Consider the following 24,445-nt stretch of genomic DNA (forward strand, 5'->3'; position numbering starts at 1 on the left):
CGTCGATTTTGACCCGACGGGGTCCCCGCAACGAGGACAACGTCCGACGCAACGGCGCACAAAACAAGAAAATCATGCACAAACAACAAAACAAAAAAAGCCCGCACGGTGAAAACCAGCGGGCTTTTTTGGCGTCGCCAAAGGAAACAGTGCCAAAACTTAAAGGGCCCCATCAACGAGCCCAAAGCCCAACAAAGATGGGCAAAATACGCAAAGCAAAACACCGCAAACCAAACATAACAACCCGGCCTCAAACGCCGGGCTGTTAGTGCGCAAATGCACAACACGGGAAAAGAAAGGCAATCTAGAAAAAAGTGGGAAAGGCTACATAGAAGATAAGAGCGAAGACTTTCAGTACTGATTACGCCAGACGAAGAAGCGGAGTTTCCGCGCCGGGAGGCGTCTTTTGTTCCTCTTCCGAATTGTCGACGTAGCCGTCCCTCGTCTGTGGTGTTTTCATGCCAAGTATACTGCTTGCCACTTGAGTTCTCAGGACCTGGGCGGTTCCCCCGCCAATCGTGAACATTCTCGCGTCTCGAGCCATTCTTTCCAGCGGGAGGTTTCTGGAATATCCCGCTGCACCGTGGATCTGTAGAGCGTCGTTGGTCACCTTGATGGCGGTTTCCGAAGCAAGGATCTTGGCCTGGGCTGCTGCTGCCATGTCAGGAAAGCCAGTACCTGCGTCGAACGCTGCATTGTGAAGGAGGGCTCTGGAAGCTGCCAGTCCGATCGACATATCGGACAACATCCACTGCAATCCCTGAAACTCCGCAATCGGACGGCCAAATTGGTTTCTGGTCTTTGCGTAGTCTACCGCGAGTTCATAAGCGCCTTGAGCAATGCCGAGGGCGACGGTTCCGGCTCCAATGCGTTGACCGTTATAGGCGTTCATCAAACCGGCAAAGCCGCGTTTTACGCCTTCTGGCGGGACGAGTATCATGTCGTCCGGTACCACGAGATTGTCAAAGATCACTTCTGTTTCGGGAATGCCACGCAGGCCCATTGCGGGTTCCCTTCGACCGATCGTCAGGCCATCGGCATCACCGCGAACGACAATAAATCCGGCAATTCCCTGCGAAACGCCATTCTCCATGACGCGGGCGAAAATCAGATGCAGTTTTGAGACGCCGCCTCCAGTGATCCAGTGCTTGGTTCCATTGAGAATGTAGTGATCACCGCGACGTGTGGCGGTTGTCGTCATTTCCGTTGCAGCGCTGCCCGCGCCGGGTTCCGTGATGCAAATCGCCGGTTTATCACCGCTCAGGACGAGATCTGCCGCCAATTTTTTCTGCTTCTCGGAGCCGTACTTCATAATGGCACCTACGCCGCCCATATTGGCTTCAACGACGATGCGTGCGGTTACGCCACAGACTTTTGCGATTTCCTCAATCACCAGGATTGCGTCGAAGTAGGTAAGACCCAGCCCCCCGTATTCCAAGGGTATCGTCATGCCCATGAAGCCTGCCTTTGTCAGGCTTTCGACATTGTGCCAGGGATACTCCTCAGAACGGTCAATGTCGGCAGCGCGCGCACGAAAGACATCCTGGGACAGCTTTCTGGCAGCCGATTGAAGCAATGTCTGGTCGCACGTCAACTTTGTCATGGTCTTGCCTGGGCTTCCGGACAGGAGGACTTTTGTTCGGTTGAAATTGTAAGTGAATGGGTTTATTCAAATCAATCGAATTAGATTGCAAATCAACTTCAGAAAAGTTGAAGAAATGCAAACGCGCGCACTGGAAACGCTTGTTCGAATAAATGATGTTCAGTCTTTCAGTAAGGCGGCTGAGCTTCAAAACATGACGCTGTCCGCGCTGAGCATGCAAATGAAGGCTCTGGAGACAGAGTTGGGAGCGGATCTTTTTGATCGAAACTTTCGCCCGCCAAAATTGACACCTTTGGGACGATTGGTTGCGGAACGTGCAAGGGCACTTCTTCGCGAAGAACAGGCTATTGTCGGTATCTGCGGAACTGCAACTGTTCTTCATGGTGTGTTTCAGATTGGTTTCGTGCACTCTGCCAGCGTGCGAATTCTGCCTGGCTTCATCAAACTCGCCAGGGGGCATGTTTCCGAAGCGCAATTCAGATTTTCTTCTGCCTTGTCCGAAATTCTGGAGAGCCGGGTGGCCGCGGGACAAATCGATTGTGCAGTCATCACTTCCGCTGGTCAGAAGGACGATACGCTCAGATATGACGTGATTGCGTCTGAAGTGATGAGTATTGCTGCGCCTGCCGATCAACGCGGTGCAAATTTCGACGCTCTTTCCGCCAGGTTGCCGTTCATTCATTTCAGGCCAAGCACCGGGATTGGGAAACTGATTGCGGGCTTTGTCAGGAACCGGCCCCCTTCGAATCAACAGACTCTTGTCCTGGACAGCATCGAGTCCTGTATGGAATGCGTGAAGGCCGGGTTGGGATACACGATTTTGCCTCGGCCGGACATCGTTCGATACGCTGATGAAAATGTGTGTGTGGCCGATCTCAAGGAACAACCGATTTCAAGAAACCTGGTTCTTGTCTCGCGGCGAAGCGAACCAAACCCGCAATGGGTTGCGGTGATCTATGATCTGCTTTTGAAGGCTGTGTAGCAGCGCGTTTTGGAAGACGGAGCGGGACTACTTACCGTTTCACGCGTTTTCTGAAGGTTTTGGAAATGTTGCGAACGGAATTTGAGATCACACGCGTATGGCGCCACTGGCGTGCCGATGCGATCATGAGGTGATGTGCATAGCCTGCAGCCAGAATGTTCGCTGCGCAAAGGGCAATCAGGATCCATAACGGGCCGAAAATAGATCCGATTACCAATGCCGGAAACACGATCAGCGCGGAGCGAACAAACATCAGTTTGAGTGCAGTCAAAGGCGTCTGCAGCCCATTGAAAACAGCAACAGTGACATTCACCAGACCCTGAAATCCGTAGGAAAATGCGACAACCTTGAAATAGAGACTGACAAACTCGATGACGCCGGGGTCCTTGGTGAAGATCTTTGCAACGTAGGATCCGGCAAAGGCAAGGATAACGAAGAGACAAAGGCCGATCACAAGGGACGCCTTGCCTGCAAACACGATCGCTTCATCAATCCGTCCATGTTTTCCGGCGCCAAAATTCTGCGCAACAAACGGTGTCATCGCCATGCCGATCGCCGAAATGCCGACAAGTGCCAACGTTTCGATGCGACTGGCCACACCATAGGCTGCAACGGCGTCCGGACCATATCGAGCCAGAAGAAACGTCGTGAAAACTGCCGTTACAGGGACCAGTATCTGCGTGAAGATAGCGGGCAAGGAAGTCAAAAAGAACTCTCGAAGATCTCCGGCAACACCAGTCTGACCTGTTGCTCCCACCAACTGGTACCGTACCAAGAGTGTTCCTATTCCGACGAATATGAATAGAAACGATAGAACCGTCGCCCAGGCGGCACCTGCAATCCCGAGTGCGGGAAAGGGACCAACCCCGAAGATTAGAAGGTAATCAAATACCAGATTCACCACTCCGGCGATGGCAAACACGATTTCTGTATCCCTGGTGATTCCGATTGCGCGGATCGCTCCACCTCCGACAATGCCGACCATCAAGAATGGCAGTCCCAGATAAAGGATGCTCATATAGGATGCGACCAGCGGCAATGTGTCGGTTTGTGCGCCAAGGATGGCGAACAGGGGGGGATGGTCAGGACGCCTGCAATCGATATCAGGATGGAAAGCATCAGAACCACGCCCAATGCCGAGGAGGTAATCGCGCAAGCGTGTTTCCTGTTGCCAGCACCGACGGCCTTGGCAACAACCGAGGAAACACCGACCGAGAACCCGATATAGATGGAGACGATGACAAGATAGGCGTTGGAGGCAAATGTCAGCGCAGCGAGTTCAGCAGGACCGAGGAGGCCGACAAAATAGGTGTCGACTATCTGGAACAGAAACGTCGAGATCATGCCAAGGCTGATGGGAGCTGCCATCTTTACAAGCAGGGAGTTTACCGGAGCCTTGATCAGCGTATGCTCCCTTCTTCGCTTGGGCATGTTCACCTCCATTCCCGGCAGTCGCAGCCGATCTTGCGGCCGTGTTTTGAACGGTCGCGTTCAGAGCATTTTTGAAAGAACATCGTTTTCCGGGCGGTCAAAAAAGCGGTGCTTGAGAGCTCCAGCCGCATGAACAGTGATGATCGCAATCATGGCGTAGCCCAGGTACTTGTGAATGGAGATGTAAAAGACCGTCGTCTCGTAGTTCCTGGTGATCGGAAACAGAGGCAATTCCAGACCGAAAAACCAGATGGCGTGCAGCGGAGGGATGCTTGGAAACTCCGGCACTGCGGAACTTGCGACATACCCAAAAACAGGAATTGCCAGCATCGCAAGATACAGAAAGATCTGTGCTGCCCTGGCTGAGGTTCTTTCGTACCAGGGTAGCGTTGCCGGCATTTCAGGGGAACGTGAGCCGAAGCGGACAATCAGGCGAAGGATCACCAGTGCGAAGGCGAGAACCCCGAAGGCACGGTGCCATGCATAAAGATCAAACTTCCAGGGGTGGTCCAGTGTCATGCCATGCGCATAGATGCCTGACACAAGCAAGCCGATAAGAAGCACTGCCATGGACCAATGCAGAGCGCGCAGGGGAACCGAGAACTTTTGAGTTTGAGTGTTCATTTCAGGCATCCATAGCCATGAGTCCTGCCGGAAAAACCCGACAGGACCTGGTGTCAGGGAGATCAGGCGGCAGCGTCCACCTTCGGGCTGGTCCCTTGAGCTTCGTGTACGCGTTGAACAGCTGGATCGGACGCCAGTTTGCGGATGATGCGATCAATGTTCGGATAGTGTGATGTCGGCTTGTCGAAGCCATAAGCCCACCCGGCCATCGGATAGAGAAAGGCGTCGGCAATGGACTTGCTTGTGCCGACCATCCAGTCCCGTCCGTCCAGATGATCGTCGATGAGCGTCAGAGCCTTGTCGACCAGGATATGGCTTGCGGCGCGGACTGCTTCCTGACCGTTCTCGTCGGTGGTGAAGCGCATCGGCATGAAGTGCGGCCAAAAGTAAGGATGCAAGGTACCGGAAAGATAAACCAGCCAGCGGTGCAGCTCGATACGTTCCACGGTCCCTGCCGCAGGCCCGATGCCTGCGTCCGGATTCTGATCCAGGAGATACAGGAGGATTGCCATGCCTTCCGGCAACGCCAGTTCACCGTCCACCAGTGTCGGGACGACACCGGACGGATTGAGTTCAAGATATTCAGGGGACTTCATTGCGGCAAAATCCAGATGCTCAACCTCATAAGGCTTGCCAATCCATTCCAGTGCAATGTGCATGGCCGTGGCGCAGGTGCCCGGTGCTGAATAAAGTTTCATGGTTTCGGTTCCTTTCCGTTGTGACGGAAAGATGTGGCCTGTCCACTTTCGGTGCTAGACGGTGATTTCGAGCAAGGTCTGCTCATTTGAGACACAGTGCGAATTCGGCGAGGGAATGGCTTTCGCTCGCGGAGCCCGAAAAGAGAGCTCAAACCTGACACCACGCGAGAAGATGCTGCTGAAAGGACTGTGCGGCCGATCAATGTTTCGGTGCTGGAACACACCACCGGATTAATCAAAAGGCGCGAATCTTGCTGTCGTAGCGCGGCATCTTAGTTATATTCAAAATACAATGGATTGAATATTTCGAGGTTGCTGATATCAATTACTGGTAGTTTGTGTTTTGGACCCATAAATGAAGATTCTACTTGCTGAGGACGATCAGAAGGCAGCTGACTACATCCGGAACGGGCTCACGGAGAACGGGCATACCGTCGACTGGCTGACGGATGGTCGTGAGGCGCTGACTTATTGTCTTTACAATGATTGTGACCTTGCCATTGTCGACCGGATGCTGCCAGGCATGGACGGGCTTTCCCTGGTCAAGGCGCTGAGGGCGACAACCAGCAAACTGCCGGTGATTTTTCTCACCGCGCTTGGCGATGTTGACGACAAGGTAGAAGGTCTTCTGGCAGGCGGTGATGACTACATGGTCAAGCCGTTTCATTTTTCCGAGTTGCTTGCCCGGATCACCGCGCTTTCCCGCAGGCCCCAGGAAACTGCGGCCGCCACCGAGCTGAAGGTGCATGATCTGAAACTGGACTTGCTGGCGAGGACCGCCAAGCGGGCCGGTACTCCGATAGAGTTACAGCAGAAGGAATTTGCACTGTTGCAGTTGTTGATGGAAAACGCAGGGCGGGTCGTTACACGCACCATGATGCTGGAGAAGATCTGGGGCTTCAACTTCGACCCGGGTACTTCCGTCGTCGAGACTCATATCAGCAAGCTGCGCCAGAAGATCGACAAGCCGTTTGATACGGCGCTTATTCAGACCATTCGCAATGTCGGGTATTCAATCCGTGCGCCGCGCTGACGTCAGATCGGGCCTTGCCTTCAAGAACTCCCTGCGGGTGGCCTGTGCGTTCGTGTTGATGATCGTGGTCGCCGGCGTGGTTCTGGTCCTGGCTGTCACAAATACGTTGGAAGGAGAACTGCGGGCACAGACCGAAGAGGAAATCGTGCTTCTTGAGCAGATCTACCGATCCGAAGGCCAGAGCGGGTTGGTCAATGCCATCAGGAACCTCACGGAACATGCGCTGCCGATCGGACATGCCTCCGGCGTATTTGACAGCGGGGGAATTCGCCTCGCCGGAACATTGCCATCCGTTCCTCCGGCAATCGGTTGGCAGAAGGTACAGGTCAGCTATTCCGAGGCAGCTGCGACCACACAGGGATTTTATCTCAAACGCGTGTCGCTGGATGATCTGACACTGGTGATCGGCCGGAGCAGCCGGATCATCGACGCTGCCCGTTGGTGGCTGCTGTTCTGGCTGATTTTTCTCGGCACTGCGATAACCGCCGGTACATTGCTGCTTGGATATTTTGCAAGCCGGAAATCCCTGCAGAAGCTGCGCGCAATGGAAAGCGTGATGCAGAACATTTCGCGTGGGGATATCTCCGCACGGCTTGCAGTGTCTTCCGACCATGACCAGATCGACCGGATTTCAGCAGAGGTCAACTGGCACCTTGACCGCCTGGCGAGGCTGATGGAGGGCATGCAGTCGACCGCATCGTCCATAGCGCACGACATCAAGACCCCGCTGTCCAACACACAGATCTGTCTCAACCAGGCGCTTGAAAAAATAGACAAACACCGGGCTCCGCGAGAAGATATCGAAGCAGCACTTGGTGAGGTGCAAAGGCTCAATGCAATCATCGAGACCGTTCTGCGAATTTCACGCATCGAGGCAAGCGCCGGAACCTCTTCCTATCAGGATTTCGATTTGCCAACGCTTATTCGCGATATGATCGATTTCATGGAACCTTTGGCTGAACTGGCTGACCAGAACATTCGCTTGTCATCCAAGTCGGACGCCCAGTTGCTCATGCATGCCGATCCGGGAATGATCAAGCAACTCCTGGTAAATCTGCTCGGCAATGCCATCGAACACTGCCCGCCTGGAACCTCGATTGTCGTTGAGTGCCATCAGGAGAATCCTGAGATCGTGCTTTGTGTCGTCGACAACGGGCTTGGCGTTCCCGAGGCTGATCGCGACCGGATCCTGAAACCCTTTGAGCGGCTCGACAGTGCCCGGACAAAGCCGGGAAGTGGCCTGGGGCTTGCCATGGTTGCGGCGGTTGCCGAGCACCATGGTGCATCAGTGACGCTTCAGGACGCTGCGCCGGGCCTTCGGATCATACTGCGCTTTCCAAGCCGCGCGCAGGTCGAAGCCAAGGCTGCGCAGTAAAGCTCCTCATCCCGAACGCGCCCTTTGTCTGGCGTTTCGACCTGAATTTCCAAACCTCAATTATTTTTAAACTTCGCGACAGGCGCAGTTAAAGCGCACACCCCATTCTCCGGTTGTTCAAACAATACCTGCCCCTGGGGACCGGATCGGAGCGTCGCTGACATGACTGCAAAACTGCGAATGAAAATTCGCAATGCCTGCAAGGCGTTGCAAACGCAGATCCCTGCCTGTTTCCGGATTCGCGCAGGTTCACCCTCCAATACCGAAGTCCAATTGCGCTCACCGGAGCACAGCCCGTCGGAACGAAACGGCGAGCAGTACATATCCGGCGATCGCGACGTCACATTTTGAAAGGACGCCAGATCATGAACCTGCATGCAACTGCTACTGCGGCAAACACCAAGGGTGATGTTGCCCAATATCTTCGCGATTTCATGAATTCCCGCATCATCGGCCAGCAGCAGTTTGTTGACCGCATACTGCTCGGTCTGTTCAGCGATGGTCATGTGCTTGTCATCGGCGCGCCCGGTTTGGCAAAAACCAAGGCGGTAAACGCTCTTTCGGAAGTTATCGACTGCGACGCAAAGCGCGTCCAGTTCACGCCGGATCTCTTGCCGAGCGACCTGACCGGAACCGACGTCTATCGCGCTGAGCGCGGAGAGTTCAATTTCCAGAAAGGCCCGCTTTTCAACAGCCTGATCCTGGCGGATGAGATCAACCGTGCGCCGGCAAAGGTGCAGTCCGCGCTTTTGGAAGCCATGGCGGAAAAGCAGATCACGGTTGGCGGCACCACACATTTGCTGCCGGAACTCTTTATGGTCCTGGCAACGCAGAACCCGATCGAGCAGGAGGGCACTTACCCGTTGCCCGAAGCTCAGCTCGACCGTTTCCTGCTGCAGGTCAATGTCGATTTTCCCTCGGCGGAAGCCGAGCGCGATATCTTGAAACTGGTGCGCGGCGAAACCTTTGGTGAGATAGAACGGCCTGAGCGCAAAATCAGCATCAACGAGATTTTTGACGCCCGCAGGGAAGCGCTGGAAACACATGTTTCCGAAGCCCTGACCGAATACATCATTCAACTGGTTCAGGCGACCCGCAACCCGGGAGCTTACGGCGACGATCTGTCCCGCATGATTGCCTACGGCGCTTCTCCCCGAAGCACGATTGCGCTTGATCGTTGTGCAAGGGTGCATGCCTGGATGCGCGGCTCCGACTTCGCAACCCCGGCAGATGTTCAGGCGATCTTGCACGACGTTCTGCGCCACCGGATCATCCTGAGCTTTGAGGCTGAAGCCGATGGCGAGACCCGTGACGGCTTCATTGATGCTCTGATCGATCGCGTTCCGGTTAGCTGAGGTATCGGGCCATGCATGAACACCGCACCTATGCGGCAGGCGTTGAGGCGAGTACGGCGGAATTGATCCGTACCCGTCCTCCAAGGGCAACGTCGGGATTCGCCCCGTCCGGCCGTGTCAGCACACATCAGTGGGGGACCAATCGTTCGGTTTTCCGGGGGCGTGGCATGGAGTTTGCCGAGTCCCGTGAGTACCAGCCCGGCGATGACGTTCGCAGCATCGACTGGCAGGTGACCGCACGAACCGGCCGGACCCACACGAAACTCTTTCAGGAAGAAAGAGAGCGTCCGGTCCACATCCTTCTGGATCTGCGCGAGATGATGCAATTCGGTAGCCGTGTGCGTTTCAAATCGCATCTGGCAGCAGAGATTGCCGCCAAACTGGCATGGATTGGCCATGATGGCGGCGACAGGGTCGGTGGCCTGATCCTGACGAGAAGTGGTGTCCGCGATTTTCGCGGTGCGCGGACTCGCCGGGCGGTGCTTCGTTTCATCGAGGCAATTGCGGAAGAAACCCGTTTGGACCGAAAACCGGGAAAAGAACTGAGCCTTGCCGATGGCATACGCCGTTTGCGTCATGAATGCCGGCCAGGAGCCCTTGCCTTCATCGTCAGTGATTTCACCGATTTCGACAAGCGGTGCGAACAGGAACTTCGCCGGCTATCGAAAAGCCCTCACGTCACCAACATCATGGTGACCGATCCTCTGGATTGCGAATTGCCTCCGAGGGGAGGGCGGATCAGTGATGGAGACCGGGCGGTTTCTCTATCGGGCCTCAAGCGCCATGCGTTGCAGGATTATTCGACGGCATTCAACGAGCGGCAAGAGCGTCTGGAGCTGACATGCCGCCAACGGGCAATGGCGTTTCATGCGCTGTCGACGCCGGATGATCCGAAATCTCTTCTTTATGTCAAAGGCATTGAACCCGGAAGGAGGTCGCAATGACGACAGAACTTCCCCCTCAGATACTGACACAACTTGAGCAGCTTAAGGACATCCGTCTGCCTGAACCGGTTTCCTGGTGGCCACTTGCCCCAGGCTGGTGGGGCGTTGCTGTCCTGTTTCTGGCGGCTGTCGCAGCGTCGATGGTCTGGTCGATCCTGCGCAGGCGGACCGTGCGTTACGTCGCTCTGGGCGAACTTGAGAAAATGCGCGGTGAAGATGCCACCGATCTTTCGGAGCTGGCGACACATGTCTCGGCGCTGTTGCGGCGGGTTGCCATTCGACTGAACGGCCGCTCCATCGGCATTTTGAGCGACAAGGATTGGGCTGAATATCTTACCAGCGGCAAAAGCGGCATGTCCCGTGAACTGGCACTGGTTCTGTCTCAAGCACCCTACGCACCGTCGAAACCGGCGACGGACGAGCAGAAGAAGAAGCTCGTCGACGCAGCAGAACAATGGATCAGGAGGTGCGCATGATTACGTTTCTGTGGCCCTTGGCCTTCCTGGCCTTACCGCTCCCCTTCCTTGTCCGCTACTTCGCCAAACCTGCTGACCCGGGCCTTTCCGGTGCACTGCGTGTGCCGTTTTTCAAGTCCGTATTCGGCGGAGCCTCCGGCGGGGCAGGCGCTGAAAACCGCAGTTTGTGGAAGTTGACACTGGCTTCGCTTATCTGGGTGCTGTTGGTGACCGCACTTGCGCGTCCGGCATTTGTCGGCCCGGAAGTTCCGCTTCCTGCCGAAGGCCGAGACGTCATGCTGGCGATCGACCTGTCCGGTTCGATGGATGAGCAGGACTTTGCAGTCGGTGGCCGTCCGTCGACGCGTCTTCATGTGGTCAAGGCGACTGCCGATACATTCATAGAAAGCCGCAAGGGTGACAGGGTCGGCCTGGTGCTGTTTTCCGATCGTGCCTATCTGCAGGCGCCTCTGACTTTCGACCGGAATGCGGTCCGCGATCTGCTGGACGAGGCAGAAGTTGGTCTGACCGGTCAGAAAACGGCCATTGGCGATGCCATCGCAATTTCGTTGAAGCGGCTGAAGGACCGTCCGGAAAATGGCCGGGTGCTGGTTCTGCTGACCGACGGGGCGAACAATTCCGGTGTCATGGAACCTCTCAAGGCTGCCACGCTTGCTGAGGAACTCGGCATCAAGATCTACACGATTGGCGTCGGCGCGGAAGCGATGACAGTCAACACGAGATTTGGGCAGCAGCTGGTCAACCCGTCCGCAGATCTTGACGAGGGCGTCCTCAAAGAGATCGCAGACATGACCGGAGGCAAATACTTTAGGGCAACCAATGTCGAAGGACTGGCAACGGTCTACCGCGAGATTGACCGCCTGGAGCCCGTTGCGGGGGACCCGGTGCATATCCGCCCGGAAGTGGCGCTTTATTACTGGCCCGCAGGCGCGGCGCTGATCCTGGCAGCTCTGTTTGCATTGATCCTGGTCGTTCCCACCACTTTTTCACGGCGTCATAGCGTGGCTGGAGGCTGATTGAGATGACTTTCTTGTCGGATAATTTTCATTTTCTGCGGCCTGAATGGCTCTGGGCTTTGGTGCCGGCCACGGTTCTGGCTGTGCTGTTGTGGAATGGTCGCTTCCGCAGTGTCGGAAATACCTGGGCCCGATATGTCGATGCCCATCTCTTGTCGCATCTGTCGGTGCGGGGAGGCAAAAAGCAGCGCAGGAGCAGGTTGGTTGCTCCCGTCGCCTTTGCCGCAGTCGTTCTGATCATCGCGGGTCTTGCCGGCCCGACCTGGCAGAAAACCGATGTGCCGTCCTTTACCGGCGGTGAGCCGGTGGTTGCAGTGCTGAGCCTTGCCCAGTCGATGAATGCCGATGACCTGACGCCAAGTCGGCTGAAGCGCTCGGTTCACAAGCTGCGGGACATCCTGTCCCGCACGCAAGGGGACGAACGTGGCCTCGTAATCTACTCGGATGTTCCGTTTGTCGCAGCACCGCTGACAAATGATGCACGCGTCATCGAGCAAATGCTGCCCGAACTGTCAACATCCCTGATGCCGGTGCTCGGCAACAGGCTGGATCTGGCAATCGGCGAAGCTCAACAGGTTCTGGAAAGAGCGGACGCCACGCGTGGCCAGATCATCGTCATTGCGGACAATTCCGGTAGCGACTCCGATGCGAGCCTTGTTGCAGCAGAAGCCGCGCGCAGAGCCGGTTACACGATTTCCGTTCTTGCGGCCGGAACCGAGGAAGGGGCCACGCTGCAGACTGCCGACGGCCGTGCCATCAGCAATTCTCAAGGGCAGACTTTCATGACGAAACTTTCCAAGGAAAGCCTGGAAGCTTTAGCGAGTGCGGGCGGCGGACAGTTTTCGATGATCACTCCCGGTGATGCGGATCTCAACGCGCTGTTGCCAGCACAGGATCAGTCCATGCGTGCTGCAGGTGAAGCAAATGACTTCCAGGCTGATAGCTGGGTGGATATGGGATACTGGTTGTTGATCATTCCGGCACTCTTGGCGCCTTTTGTCTTCCGCCGTGGTGTCCTCATGGGTCTTGTCGTGATTGGCGCCGGTCTGTTGGCTCAGCCTCAACAGGCAAGCGCGAGCACCTGGGATGATTTGTGGGCGACACGTGATCAACAAGCGCAAACTGCGTTCCTGAATGGTGACTTCGAAACCGCCGCGAGAACCTTTGACGTTCCTGAATGGCAGGCGGGAGCAGCCTATCGGGCCGGAGAATACGGTGCCGCCGTTGCTGCCTATTCACGTTCGCAGGATCCGCAGCGGGATTACAATCTTGGCAACGCGCTTGCGAAATCCGGAAATCTTGAAGGTGCGCTGGAGGCTTATGACCGCGCACTGGACGCCGCACCGGCAGATGAAGACGCTCAGTTCAACCGTGATCTTGTTGCCAAGTTGCTGGAAGAACAGCAGCAAGAACAACAACAGCAACAGCAGCAGAACCAGGACCAACAGCAACAGGATCAACAAGGCGGTCAGGGAGAGCAAGATCAACAGGACCAGGCCCAGCAGGGTCAGCAGGGTCAGCAGGATCAGCAAGACCAGCAGGATCAGCAGCAGGAAAGTGGTTCTGAAAATCAGGAAGCCAATTCGCAAGGCAGCGAAGATCAGAACCAGCAGGAGCAATCTGGCGAACAGCAATCGGCAGATCAGCAGTCTGGTGAGCAACAGTCTGGTGAGCAACAATCTGGCGAACAACAGGCAGATGACCAGCAGAACGGCCAGGAAAATGCTGCGCAGCAATCAGGCGGCATGACGCCGGAAGAGCAGCAAGGTGAGAGCGCTGACGCCCAGGATCAGGCTGCCCAAAATGAACAGGGCCAGGATCAGCAGGCCAAAGACCAGTCGGCTGAACAACTGGCCGCCGAAGAAGAGAACCGGGAGCAGGCGGACGCCTCTCAGGAGCGGGAAGCCGAAGGTCAGACTGCAGAAATGCCTGAAGAAACCGGCCAGCAACAAGCCATGCAGCCACAGTCTTCCGAAGGTGCTGACACACAGGAACAGGCAGAGCAGGAGCCGAGTGAGAACATGCTCTCACGCCTCTTCTCGGAAGCGCTCTCAGGCAACGGCGAAGAAGAAGATGAACCCGTTGCGGAAGGCTACTCCCGCACGCCGCCACCAGTCGATCAAGCGGTGGAACAACAACTGCGCCGGGTGCCGGATGATCCGTCCGGTCTGCTGAAAGCGCGGATCCATCAACACTATGCGCGGCTGCGCGCAGCCCAGTAGGCGAGGATAAAACGATGAAGCGTAACGGAGTGAAAAAAGTTCTGTTAGCGACAGCGCTGACGCTTGCGGTGAGCCATGGTGCGCTGGCGGCAAGTCTGAATGCGAGGGTCAACACGGACAAGGTCGCGCTTGGCGATCAGTTCCAGCTGACACTGACAACGGATGGTGCAGGCAATTCAATGCCTGATCTGGCCCCTTTGCAAAGGGAGTTCAATGTCCTTGGAACGTCGAGCTCCATGCAGACCCAGATAATCAATGGCAGACATTCGCAGCAGAAAAGCTGGATTGTCACCCTGTCGCCGAAGCAGAAAGGACAGGTAACGATCCCGGAGCTGTCGTTTGACGGCGCCAGCAGCAAGCCGCTGACCCTGACAGTGCTTGATCCGTCTGACATGCCGAAATCTCAGGGTGTAGACGGGGTTTCGGTCGAGGCGACGCTTCAGGGTGACCATCATTACCTCTACCAGGAAATTCCGGTGACGGTACGGATCGAAACACCTGTGCCTCTCAAGAGAGCCGAGTTGGTCGCACCGAGCGATCCGGCCTATGAACTGGCGCCGAATGGCGAGGATCGGACGTCGCAAATCATGAGAAACGGGCAACCGGTCACCGTGATCGAGCGCCAATACATGTTGCGGCCGCAAAAGACCGGTGAAGTGACCATCGCGCCTTTTGTCATTCGGGGCGAGGTAAAGGATCCGAATGCACGTCAAAGTCCGTTTGACCGCATGGGGATCGGGCGATCCCTGTTTGACGATTTTCCCTTCAAGGGCAGTGCATTCGGCTCACGCGGCTTTGGCGGCAGCATGTTCGATGACATGTTTTCGCCCGGCAAGCCGTTTGCAGCACGGTCCGACGCGATCAAATTGTCGGTGGAGGGCGGCGCCACAACGCAGTCGGATCAATGGTTCCTGCCCGCCAAAGCGGTCAAGCTGATATCCGAGTGGTCTTCTGAAAAGCCTGAGTTCAAGGTCGGCGAAGCTGTGACGCGCAAGGTCAGTATTCTGGCGCTGGGGGCCCGTTCCGAGCAATTGCCGGATCTGCAGTTTACCGCTCCCACGGGGGCGCGGATCTATGTCGACAGCGACGCAACCGATGAGTTCAGCACCGAGGAAGGTACCGTCGGACGCCGTGAGATCGTGACGTCCATCGTGCCGACAACGGGCGGTGAAGTTGTGCTGCCGGAAATCTCCCTGACCTGGTGGGATACGGAAGCAGGTGAAGAAAAAACTGCAACCATCCCGTCCGAGACCATTCATGTGGATGGGCCCGTGACGGCGTCGGCGACGCCTTCGCGGCCCGCTGCTTCCTCCGGGCCGACAAACTCGTTTTCTTCTGAGAACGGTTCGATCCATATGGAAGAGTGGGCCCTTGCGGGAGGCGGCGTTGCCGTGACGCTGGCGCTCGCGTTCGGCGTTGCCATGGCTGCCCGGCGCAGGCATGTTCCATTGCCGGTGCAAAAGGAACCGGTCTCAAAACACGCAGACAAGTCCGGCAAGGCCCGCCGGGAAGCGGACCAATTGCTGTCAGCTCTCAAGTCAGCGGGCAGGAGCAAGGATGCCAGGAAGATCTATCTTGCAGCGCTCGCCTGGCAACGCGGATTGCCGAAAGCGGTCTCGGTTCCGCAGTCCTTCAAGCAGGAGGTAAGCAAACTGGAACAGCATCTTTATGCGGTGGACAAGGAAAGCGTGAGCTTTGATGCCGGCCGCCTGATCCAGATTGCTGAAGAGGTTACCCGAGGGGCGGGCAAGACCAGCAGGCAAAGCGGAATACTGCCTTCGCTCTATCCGGAGCATGCAAATCCGAAGATGGCCTGACGCCTTTTCAGGTCAACAGGTTGCCTGTGGTTCTTTGCAGTTGAAATGGGACAGTGCAGCAGGGATGCTGCACTGTCCCATTGAAGAGGAAGACAAATGTACAAGGTATTGCCACAAAGCGAGGGTCCCGCGCTGGGTCTCATGATTTCCGGAAAGATCGATATCACTGAAGAACAAGAGATGATCGAGCTTGCCGAAAAAGTGCTTGCCGAGCATGACAAACTCAATTTGCTTGTCATTGTTGGAGAAAACGTGTGGGCGTCTCTTGAGGCTGCTTATGCTGATCTCAGGTGGATCACCACTCATCTGAAGAACGTCGCGAAGCTGGCGATCGTCACGGACAGCAAGACGCTGGGCTGGCTGGTCGAACAGGATGCGAAGATTGCCAGGCATCTGGGAATCGGCGAACGGCACTTTGCCACTGACGAATTGGAAGAAGCGTGGACGTGGACAAAGTCCGCCTGACGTAAAAAAGAATGAAGCCCCGCCGGCCGGCGGGATTTTGTGTATCGGTGCAATACTCATCGAGTTTTGCCGGTATCAGACCGGTTGTCCCGCCATTGCCGGTTGCTGCTTTATTGATACATCCTGTGCGGCCTGCGCAATCAATGATGCGTTTGGAGCGAGACGGAGCCTGGTCGCGCCGAGGTCTGCGCCTTCGCTGAAGAGAACGTCCTGAATGCCGCTGACCTGCAGTTCCTGCCACTGCGCCGAGAGGTTGAACAGACACAGCGTCTGTCCATCCCGCAGGAATGCGAGGACCGGTTCTTCGGTGTCCAGAAACCGGGTCTGTCCGTGTTTGAGAGCCGGATTGTCGTGGCGAAGTTTCAGGAGTTGCCTGTATGTTTTCAGGATGCTGCTGTTGGACTGTTCCTGAAGGTCCGCGGACTTGGCAAGTTGCGGCGCCTTGACCGGCAACCAGCTCGTTTCGGCGTCTGAAAATCCCCCGTGAGTGGCATCATGCGTCCAGACCATGGGGGTGCGGCAGCCGTCGCGTCCCTTGTCCGCCGGCCAGTAATTGAGGCCCTGAGGGTCGGTCAGTTCTTCATAAGCAAGTTCCGTTTCCGTCTGCCCCAACTCCTCGCCCTGATAGAGGCACACAGATCCTTCAAGCGACAGCAAGAGGGCAGCCGCCTGTCTGGCCAGGGCAACCTCGTCACCACCATGGTCCGACCAGCGGCTGCAATGACGTTGAACGTCGTGATTGGAAAATGCCCAGCACGGCCATCCGTCCCGCGCTTCGCGGAAGAAGGTTTCAATGTGGTTGCGGAAGTGGCCGGCGGAAAATTCTTCGCTTAGCATATCGAACGAATAGGCCATGTGAAGCCGTCTGCCGCTGGTATAGGCCGCCATCAATTCCGTGCCATGGTGATGGTCGCCGATTTCTCCAATCAGGGTCCGGCCCTGGTATTCATCGAGGACACTGCGCAACTTTTCCAGAAAAGGCAGGTTTTCCGGCTGGTTTTTCGAGAACAGCGGATACTGCATGTCGTAAAGCCGACCGACCGGTCCTTCGCGCTTCACGTAGTCTGCCGGATTGTCTCTGAGCTTGGCGTCGTGAAAGTAGAAGTTGACGGTATCAAGCCGGAAACCGTCCACGCCCCGGTCCAGCCAGAAACGAAGAACGTTCAAGAGCCAGTCCTGAACTTCCGGATTGTGAAAATTGAAGTCAGGCTGTTCCTTCAGGAAGTTATGGAAATAGTATTGCTGGCGGCGCGGTTCCCATTCCCAGGCGCCGCCACCATTGAAGATCGCCTGCCAGTTGTTGGGTGGCGTGCCGTCGTGGTTGGGGTCTGCCCACACATACCAGTCCGCCTTCGGATTGGTGCGGGACTGCCTGCTTTCCAGAAAGAACGGGTGCTGGTTGCTGGAATGGGACAGGACCTGGTCGATGATGACCTTTAGCCCCAGTCTGTGAGCTTCCGCGATCAATGTGTCGAAATCTGCAAGCGATCCGAAGAGCGGGTCGATGTCGGTGTAGTTGGAGACATCGTAACCCATATCGGCCATGGGCGATGTGAAGATCGGAGACAGCCAGATCGCGTCGACGCCGAGCGAGGCGACATAGGGCAGGCGTTGCACGATGCCTTTCAGGTCGCCGATGCCGTCGCCATTGGTATCCTGAAAGGAGCGCGGATAGATCTGATAAATTACGGATCCCCGCCACCATTCTTCTTTCATGACCAAGCCTCCTCGCTGGTTCTTGACAGGTTTGATGGCGAATATGACTATCCAAAACGTTTTGGAAATGCAAGTTGTCCATTTCCAATCTCTCGCCTGAGTGAAGAAACTCGGCTAAGAATGATGGCAAATCAGGGGATCGTTCATGGCAACCATCAAGGACATCAGCAAGAAGCTGGGCATCTCGGTTACGACTGTCAGTCGTGCCCTGAACGGCTATTCCGACGTTAACGAAGAAACGCGGAAGCGCATTCAGAAAGCTGCTAAGGCCATGAATTACAGGCCTAATCAGATTGCGCGGAAGCTGGTGTCCGGTCGATCCGGTATTGTTGCAATGGTTCTGCCTGATGACTACGGCATCACGACAAGGGACATCTGGTTCGAAATAATTTCCGGCCTGTCTTCGGAATTTTCCAAGCGCGACATGGATTTTGTTCTCAATGTCAGCGCCAGGGAGAACATTCTCGGAGTTTATCAGCGTATGATCGACCGTGGCACAACTGACGGATTTATCATCATTGCTCCGGTCAAGAATGATCCTCGCGTTGCGATGCTTGAGAAGAACAAGGTGCCGTTTGTGATTCACGGTCAGGCCGAGCAACGCTTTGATTATGCTTACTTTGATATCGACAATTATGGGCTGACACGCCGGTCGGTGGAGTATCTGATCGGTCTCGGGCACACCCGAATCGCCTTTGTTTCCGGTCCCAAGGAACACGGCTTCATCACGCATCGTGTGAAGGGGTATTCGGACGCGCTTCGTGGGCATGGGCTGGAGCCGAAATCTGCCTGGATCCGATATGCCGACAAGATGTCGGAAGATTTTGGTCTGGTTTCGGCCATTCAGATCCTGAGTCGCGGAGGGGAGGTCCCGACGGCGTTTGTTTGTGGTAATACCTTGATTGCAAAGGGAATTTATCAAGCCGCTGCGTCTCTTGGATTGTCAGTGCCCAAAGATGTTTCCGTCATCGCGCATGATGATGCGTTGCCGGACTCTCGCGCGGTTTCATTTGATCCGCCTTTAACCGTCACTCGTTCCCCTTTGCGCGACAGTTCTGCTCCGTTGGCGGATATTCTCGTGCGGCGTATTCAAGGTGCTCCCTTGTCCGAGCTTCAAGTGACGGTTCCCGATCAGTTCATCGAACGGCAATCGACGGGCAAACCGGCCCGGTAAACCTCACTTTTTCGTGGTCTGCTTGACTTGTGATTTTGTTTGAATTAGCGTCCAAAACGTTTCGGACAACTGAAATTGGCTGAAAACGGCGATTTTTAGCGGGTTTCATGAAGTTTACACCAACGGGCAAGTGGCCATGGGAGGAAACGATGGCTCCAACTTCAACAAAATCATCTTTGAAAAGAGTGTTGCTTTCAGCGCTCTGCCTGCCTGTGTTCGCTGCACCGGCGTCTGCGGATGTCGTGAATTACGTCTCGGGAGCACCGGCAAAGGATATCAAGATCCTCAAGGAGATCGTGAAGCCCTGGGAGGAGGCAACCGGTCACACGCTCGAGTTCACGTCGATGCCACCGTCGACAACGGATTCCTTTGCGCAGTACCGGCTCTGGCTGGCTGCCAACAACTCAGACATTGACGTCTACGAGACCGATGTCATTTGGGCGCCGCAACTCGCCAATCACTTCGTTGATCTGAGTAATGCTGCTTCCGATGTGATTGATGCGCATTTCCCGTCGATCATCGAATCCCAGACGGTGGACGGCAAACTGGTGGCGTTGCCGCTCTTCACCGACGCCCCTGCCCTCTATTACCGGAAGGACCTGCTTGAGAAGCATGGTGCTGCTGTCCCTTCCACCTGGGAGGAGCTGACGGCAACGGCGAAAAGCGTGCAGGCTGCAGAGCGAGCCGGTGGGCAAAGCGACCTTTGGGGATTTGTCTGGCAGGGAAATGCCTATGAAGGTTTGACCTGCGATGCGCTGGAGTGGGTGAAATCATTCGGCGGCGGTCAGATTGTCGAGCCGGATGGAACCGTTTCGATCAACAACGAGCAGGCCATCAATGCGCTGGAGCTGGCAAAGAGCTGGGTCGGCACGATCTCGCCGGAAGGTGTTCTCGCCTATCAGGAGGAAGACGCACGCGGGGTCTGGCAGACAGGCAACGCGGTTTTCATGCGAAACTGGCCGTATGCTTATGCGCTGGGCAACTCCGACGACTCAGCCGTCAAGGACAAGTTTGGCGTCGTCCCGCTGCCAAGCGGTGGCTCAAACGACAAGTCGGCCGCCACTCTGGGTGGCTGGAATCTTGCCGTCTCCAAATATTCAAGGAACCCGGACGCGGCGATTTCGCTGGCCCTTTATCTGACTTCCCCGGAGGCGCAGAAACGCCGGGCACTGGAACTGTCGCGCCTGCCGACCCTTGTATCTCTTTACGATGACGAGGAAATCAAGGCCGAGCAGCCGGCGATCGCAGAGTGGAAGGACATCTTCCTGCAGGCTGTGCCGCGCCCCTCCGCTCCGACCAAGACCAAGTACAACGAGGTTTCGTCGAAATTCTGGTCTGCCGTTCATGACACGTTGTCGGGCAACGGTTCAGCTGCAGAAAACCTGGAACTTCTTGAAATCGAGCTGAACGAGATCAAGGGCAACTCCTGGTAATAACGAGGTCCTCCGAAGGGGGCTGGGCACCTGGTGCCCGGCTCCCGACTTTCGCTTGAAGGCGTCACCGGTCATGGTTTCAAATGTCGGCCGGATGGCCATCGCAACAGGTGGGCAATCCGCATTTCAAAAATCCGATCTGCAGCAAAGCAGGATCCGGGCAGCAAGGTGGTTTCTTGCCCCCATGATCGTGGTGCTGTTGTGCGTGGCTGCATGGCCCCTGGCGCGCACGGTCTATTTCAGCTTCACCAACACGAGCCTGACCAACCTCTACGGCGGTGAATGGGTTGGCTTCGATAATTATCTGAACTGGCGCACTCTTTCCTCTGGTCGCATAATTTTTCGCGGTACGCTTGTCGATCCCGACTGGTGGAACGCGGTCTGGAATACACTGCGGTTTGCAGTGGTGTCGGTCGGGTTAGAAACTGTCCTGGGTCTGATGATTGCGCTGGTCCTGAATGCCGAATTCCGCGGTCGCGGACTGGTGCGCGCAGCAATTCTTGTGCCCTGGGCAATCCCGACCATTGTCTCCGCCCGCCTTTGGGGGTGGATGCTGCATGACCAATTCGGCATCATCAACGATATTCTCCTGAAACTGGGCCTGATCTCTCAAAAGATAGCCTGGACGGCCAATCCAGACACGGCGATGCTTGCCGTTCTTGTGGTCGATATCTGGAAGACCACCCCGTTCATGGCGCTTTTGTGCCTGGCCGGTTTGCAGATGATCCCGAGGGATATCTATGAAGCTGCCCGGGTGGATGGCGTTCATCCCATCAAGGTGTTTTTCTACATAACCCTGCCCTTGGTCCGCCCGGCACTGATGGTCGCGGTCATTTTCCGCCTGCTCGATGCGATGCGGATCTTCGATCTGATCTACGTCCTGACGCCTAACTCGACCCAGACCAAAACCATGTCGGTGATCGCCAGGGAAAACCTGATTGATTTCGACAAGTTCGCTTACGGCTCGGCGCAGTCGACGCTTCTTTTCCTGATCATCGGGGCCAGCGTGATTGCCTATATTTGGCTGGGCCGCGTCGATCTGACCGGGGAGGATCACAGATGATCATGCCGCGCGCTGCAAGACAGATTGCCAAGACGTCCTCATTTTACGCGCTGGTCGCGGTGATCGTTATCGTGTCCGTTTTTCCGTTCTACTACGCGATCGTCAGCAGCTTCAAAACGGGAACGGATCTGTTCCGGATTTCCTATTGGCCCGCGCATTTCGATCTGGCCAACTATCGCACCGTGCTGGAAACGGGTGCGTTCCCGCGCAATCTGTTCAACTCACTGTTCGTTGCTACATTGACAGTGCTGCTGTCGCTGCTGCTTGCGGTGTCGGCGGCCTACGCGCTTTCGCGCGTGAAGTTTCGCGGACGCAGTCTCATGCTGATGACCATTTTGGGTGTCTCCATGTTTCCGCAGATCGCGATCCTTGCGGGATTGTTTGAGCTCGTGCGGGCGAGCGGTCTTTACAACACGCCGTATGCGCTCGTCCTGAGCTACCTGATCTTCACCTTGCCCTTCACTGTCTGGGTGCTCACTGCTTTCATGAGAGACCTGCCGGTGGAGATCGAAGAGGCCGCCATCATGGATGGTGCGAAACCCTGGCAGACCGTGGTTTACGTCTTTCTGCCCCTGATGTGGCCAGCCACGGTAACGACGGGACTTCTTGCCTTCATCGGGGCTTGGAACGAGTTCCTGTTTGCGCTCACGTTCACGTCTTCGGCCAATACGCGAACTGTTCCTGTCGCCATCGCCCTGTTTTCCGGATCTACCGAGTTCGAGACGCCATGGGGCATCATCATGGCTGCATCGGTCATCGTCACTGTGCCGCTTGTCGCACTGGTTCTGATCTTTCAAAGAAAGATCGTTGCCGGCCTGACGGCTGGGGGCGTCAAGGGGTAGCGTTTGGAGAGACGCGGTCAGGCACGGCCTCTCGCAAACCAGGTAAATTGAAGTGAAGCAGGCTTCAGCTTAACTAACTGACCTCGTTGTCGAGGCTCGCGAACCAGGCCTGGTAATCCAGCTCAGCGGCTTCGATCGCCTTGCCGTTAATAAGCCGGCGCAGGAATGCGATGCTGACGGCCCTGGATCTGCTGTTATAAATGGCGCCGCCTGTGTCGCGGCCCGTTTCCTGATCGACGCCCAGTTTCTCGTAAAGCGATTGCAACCGGCTCTGGACGCTGCGCAGGGAAATGCCCCGCCGACGTGAAATCGTCCGGTCGGTGAGGCCGAGGGCAATGTCGATCAGCACCTCGTATTCGGAGTCGGTCAGGCCCTGCAACCGGTCGTCGGCGCGTTGCTGAACCCCGCGCACCGCTCTGTCTATGATGCATTGGTCTTCGACAAAGACACCCTGGAGCGCCAGTTTCAGCCGGTCTTCCGACGCGGATTTCAGGATGTAGCCGTATGAGGCACCCACCGGCACAATGCGCGAAATGCCACGGACGTAGGCTTCGTCGGCATAATTTGACCAGAACAGGATGCGCGTTTCCGGTTCCTTGCGCCAGATCGCGCGGGCGGCGTCCACACCGGTCCGGTTCGGCATCTGCAGGTCCATGACAATGGCATTGGGACAATGCTGCGCGGCAAGGGCGACGCCCTCGTCTCCATCCTTTGCCTCGATCAGTTCGGTGACATCCGGCAGTTCCCGTTCAATCACTTCCCGCAGGAACGAACGGTGCAGGACATCGTCTTCAACTATCAATACGCGCATCTTGGTCTTCTGTTTGTTCGTCTAAGGCGGCAATGCCGCTTCTTGTTGCTGTTTCCGGCAGGATCACGCGCACGCAGGTGCCGGGCATTTTCGAGCAAGGCGCAATGCAGAACTCGGCAGATATCAGGGTGGCGCGGGTTCTCATGTTTTCTATGCCACCCAGATGGTCTGCATCTTCTTCAGGCAGTCCGCGTCCGTCATCGGACACCGAAAGGCAGAGGCTGTCATCTTTCAAGGAAAGGGACACGTCAATGCGTGAAGCATCCGCGTGCTTGATCGCATTGTTGACTGCTTCCTGGGTGATCCGGAAGAGCGCGATCTGCAAGGTTTCCTGCAGGTCGTTTCCTGCGCCTCCCGTTGTGTCGGAATAGTGGATGTCGATAGCCCTTGGCTGGGAAGCGACAGCTCTTTCCAACAGCGCCTCAATGCCCTGATCAAAGCCGAAGAGCTGCAATACGCTCGGTCTTGCATCCTCGATAATGCTTCTGAGCTCCTGCAGGCTGACCTCCAGATCGTCGGTCAGTTGATTGAGCGCATCTCCCGGGATCATCGGACGATTGCGAAGGCGTCTCAAGGAATGATTGAGCCGCGTGAGGTCTGCCAGCGTCTGATCATGAAGGTCCATTCCGATTCGCTGGCGTTCCTGTTCCAGGGCTTCCGTCAATCTAAGGGCTCCGGCGCGCAGGCCCTCCGCGTGTGCGTGGATCTCCGCTTGCCGAATTGCAGCGTTCCGGGCGCGTTCTCCCTGGTGCAGCGCGTGAATATAGGACGACAGCAGATCGGCAACATATTGGGCGATCGTGACGTGACTGTCTTCATAAACGCTGCGCGCATGACAGGAATAGGATAGCGCGCCGATTACCTTGCCCTCGACTTGCAGGGGAACGTGAAGGCGGCTGCGCAAACGCGCGTCGAAGATCGGATCACTGAAGGCGCCAACGAAATGAAAACGCTCATCACATTGGGCGTCGGCGGTCAGGATGAAGGCTTCTTCACCGCGCAGGATGCTTCGGATCGGGCTGACGGAAACCGGCACCGGGTCCGGAGCGTCACCCCAGCCGGTGTGAAGGCGGGCTTCATAGGCCACATGCATGTCCTGGTCACCGGTCAGAATGCAAACATCAATGTGGTCGTGAGGCAGGAAAAAGCCGACTTCCTCCGACACTTTCTGGATCAGGGATTGAAAGTCCAGTTGACCGGCCACGGCTCTTGAAATGAGCAGAAACCGCTGGAGCATGGCTTCAGTGCTGATGGGGCTCGCTCCGGTATTGGCGCTACTTTCGGTCAAGGATAGCGATCTCCATTCTTCCGCGCCCGAGCCTTTCCCGCTGAGACGCTGCCGAATTCCGCGTGCATTGATACGGG

22 protein-coding genes and 1 pseudogene are annotated in these 24,445 nt (G+C 56.3%); 15 read left to right on the forward strand and 8 right to left on the reverse strand.

Annotated elements, in window-relative coordinates:
• Positions 1-269, forward strand: a 269-nt coding sequence (locus tag ABLO27_RS19845; RefSeq protein WP_353035077.1) for a hypothetical protein, incomplete at its 5' end; no start/stop codon positions are given.
• Between the two features lie 92 nt (positions 270-361).
• On the opposite strand, the gene acdA is transcribed toward ABLO27_RS19845, so the two are convergent.
• Entirely contained in the window at positions 362-1,603 is a 1,242-nt protein-coding gene (acdA, locus tag ABLO27_RS19850) for a 3-sulfinopropanoyl-CoA desulfinase (RefSeq protein ID WP_353035079.1), read from the reverse strand.
• Between the two features lie 115 nt (positions 1,604-1,718).
• On the opposite strand from acdA, the gene ABLO27_RS19855 reads away from it, so the two are divergent.
• Positions 1,719-2,585 carry a LysR family transcriptional regulator gene (locus tag ABLO27_RS19855; protein WP_353035080.1) on the forward strand — a complete coding sequence of 289 codons (867 nt, stop codon included), beginning with the start codon at positions 1,719-1,721 and terminating at the stop codon, positions 2,583-2,585.
• Positions 2,586-2,616: 31 nt separating this feature from the next.
• Here the strand turns inward: ABLO27_RS19855 and ABLO27_RS19860 are convergent, their stop codons facing one another.
• The 4 genes and pseudogenes from ABLO27_RS19860 to ABLO27_RS19875 all read right to left on the reverse strand — a co-directional run bounded on the left by ABLO27_RS19860 (position 2,617) and on the right by ABLO27_RS19875 (position 5,338).
• Positions 2,617-3,342: an MATE family efflux transporter gene (locus ABLO27_RS19860; protein WP_353036043.1), complete on the reverse strand. Its 726-nt coding sequence runs from the start codon at positions 3,340-3,342 to the stop codon at positions 2,617-2,619.
• 69 nt (positions 3,343-3,411) lie between these two features.
• Positions 3,412-4,028, reverse strand: a pseudogene (locus ABLO27_RS19865) (MATE family efflux transporter); the annotation flags it as partial.
• Between the two features lie 48 nt (positions 4,029-4,076).
• Positions 4,077-4,640 (reverse strand): cytochrome b, encoded by a 564-nt coding sequence (locus tag ABLO27_RS19870; RefSeq protein ID WP_353035082.1) that lies wholly within the window; start codon positions 4,638-4,640, stop codon positions 4,077-4,079.
• Between the two features lie 62 nt (positions 4,641-4,702).
• Positions 4,703-5,338, reverse strand: coding sequence for a glutathione S-transferase family protein (locus ABLO27_RS19875; RefSeq protein ID WP_353035083.1), 636 nt, complete (start codon positions 5,336-5,338; stop codon positions 4,703-4,705).
• A 355-nt stretch (positions 5,339-5,693) separates the two neighbouring features.
• On the opposite strand from ABLO27_RS19875, the gene ABLO27_RS19880 reads away from it, so the two are divergent.
• The 9 genes from ABLO27_RS19880 to ABLO27_RS19920 all read left to right on the forward strand — a co-directional run bounded on the left by ABLO27_RS19880 (position 5,694) and on the right by ABLO27_RS19920 (position 16,041).
• Positions 5,694-6,371, forward strand: a complete 678-nt coding sequence (locus ABLO27_RS19880) for a response regulator transcription factor (protein ID WP_353035085.1) — start codon at positions 5,694-5,696, stop codon at positions 6,369-6,371.
• Entirely contained in the window at positions 6,340-7,746 is a 1,407-nt protein-coding gene (locus tag ABLO27_RS19885; protein WP_353035086.1) for a sensor histidine kinase, read from the forward strand. The genes ABLO27_RS19880 and ABLO27_RS19885 overlap by 32 nt, the downstream gene beginning before the upstream one ends.
• Before the next feature lie 434 nt (positions 7,747-8,180).
• Positions 8,181-9,101: an AAA family ATPase gene (locus ABLO27_RS19890; protein WP_425328923.1), complete on the forward strand. Its 921-nt coding sequence runs from the start codon at positions 8,181-8,183 to the stop codon at positions 9,099-9,101.
• 11 nt (positions 9,102-9,112) lie between these two features.
• A complete protein-coding gene (locus ABLO27_RS19895; protein WP_353035090.1) occupies positions 9,113-10,045 on the forward strand; it encodes a DUF58 domain-containing protein in 933 nt (310 codons plus the stop codon).
• Positions 10,042-10,521 (forward strand): DUF4381 domain-containing protein, encoded by a 480-nt coding sequence (locus ABLO27_RS19900; RefSeq protein WP_353035092.1) that lies wholly within the window; start codon positions 10,042-10,044, stop codon positions 10,519-10,521. Before ABLO27_RS19895 ends, ABLO27_RS19900 begins: the two co-directional genes overlap by 4 nt.
• Positions 10,518-11,537 (forward strand): vWA domain-containing protein, encoded by a 1,020-nt coding sequence (locus ABLO27_RS19905; protein WP_353035093.1) that lies wholly within the window; start codon positions 10,518-10,520, stop codon positions 11,535-11,537. The genes ABLO27_RS19900 and ABLO27_RS19905 overlap by 4 nt, the downstream gene beginning before the upstream one ends.
• 5 nt (positions 11,538-11,542) lie before the next feature.
• Positions 11,543-13,759 carry a VWA domain-containing protein gene (locus ABLO27_RS19910; protein WP_353035095.1) on the forward strand — a complete coding sequence of 739 codons (2,217 nt, stop codon included), beginning with the start codon at positions 11,543-11,545 and terminating at the stop codon, positions 13,757-13,759.
• Between the two features lie 14 nt (positions 13,760-13,773).
• Entirely contained in the window at positions 13,774-15,576 is a 1,803-nt protein-coding gene (locus tag ABLO27_RS19915) for a BatD family protein (protein ID WP_353035096.1), read from the forward strand.
• Between the two features lie 96 nt (positions 15,577-15,672).
• Entirely contained in the window at positions 15,673-16,041 is a 369-nt protein-coding gene (locus ABLO27_RS19920) for an STAS/SEC14 domain-containing protein (RefSeq protein ID WP_353035098.1), read from the forward strand.
• A gap of 75 nt (positions 16,042-16,116) precedes the next feature.
• Here ABLO27_RS19920 and ABLO27_RS19925 read toward each other — a convergent pair whose 3' ends face one another.
• Positions 16,117-17,757: an alpha-amylase family glycosyl hydrolase gene (locus tag ABLO27_RS19925; protein WP_353035099.1), complete on the reverse strand. Its 1,641-nt coding sequence runs from the start codon at positions 17,755-17,757 to the stop codon at positions 16,117-16,119.
• A gap of 145 nt (positions 17,758-17,902) precedes the next feature.
• Between ABLO27_RS19925 and ABLO27_RS19930 the strand changes: the two genes are divergently transcribed.
• The 4 genes from ABLO27_RS19930 to ABLO27_RS19945 all read left to right on the forward strand — a co-directional run bounded on the left by ABLO27_RS19930 (position 17,903) and on the right by ABLO27_RS19945 (position 22,269).
• Entirely contained in the window at positions 17,903-18,931 is a 1,029-nt protein-coding gene (locus ABLO27_RS19930) for a substrate-binding domain-containing protein (protein WP_353035100.1), read from the forward strand.
• 149 nt (positions 18,932-19,080) lie between these two features.
• Entirely contained in the window at positions 19,081-20,364 is a 1,284-nt protein-coding gene (locus tag ABLO27_RS19935; protein WP_353035101.1) for an ABC transporter substrate-binding protein, read from the forward strand.
• Between the two features lie 73 nt (positions 20,365-20,437).
• Positions 20,438-21,427: a carbohydrate ABC transporter permease gene (locus tag ABLO27_RS19940; RefSeq protein ID WP_353035103.1), complete on the forward strand. Its 990-nt coding sequence runs from the start codon at positions 20,438-20,440 to the stop codon at positions 21,425-21,427.
• Between the two features lie 2 nt (positions 21,428-21,429).
• Positions 21,430-22,269: a carbohydrate ABC transporter permease gene (locus ABLO27_RS19945; protein WP_352942616.1), complete on the forward strand. Its 840-nt coding sequence runs from the start codon at positions 21,430-21,432 to the stop codon at positions 22,267-22,269.
• Positions 22,270-22,342: 73 nt separating this feature from the next.
• On the opposite strand, the gene ABLO27_RS19950 is transcribed toward ABLO27_RS19945, so the two are convergent.
• Entirely contained in the window at positions 22,343-23,080 is a 738-nt protein-coding gene (locus ABLO27_RS19950; protein WP_353035104.1) for a response regulator transcription factor, read from the reverse strand.
• Positions 23,061-24,368 (reverse strand): GAF domain-containing sensor histidine kinase, encoded by a 1,308-nt coding sequence (locus tag ABLO27_RS19955; protein WP_353035106.1) that lies wholly within the window; start codon positions 24,366-24,368, stop codon positions 23,061-23,063. The genes ABLO27_RS19950 and ABLO27_RS19955 overlap by 20 nt, the downstream gene beginning before the upstream one ends.
• Positions 24,369-24,445: the final 77 nt, after the last annotated feature.

This window comes from Roseibium sp. SCP15, assembly GCF_040329435.1.
Lineage (GTDB): Bacteria > Pseudomonadota > Alphaproteobacteria > Rhizobiales > Stappiaceae > Roseibium.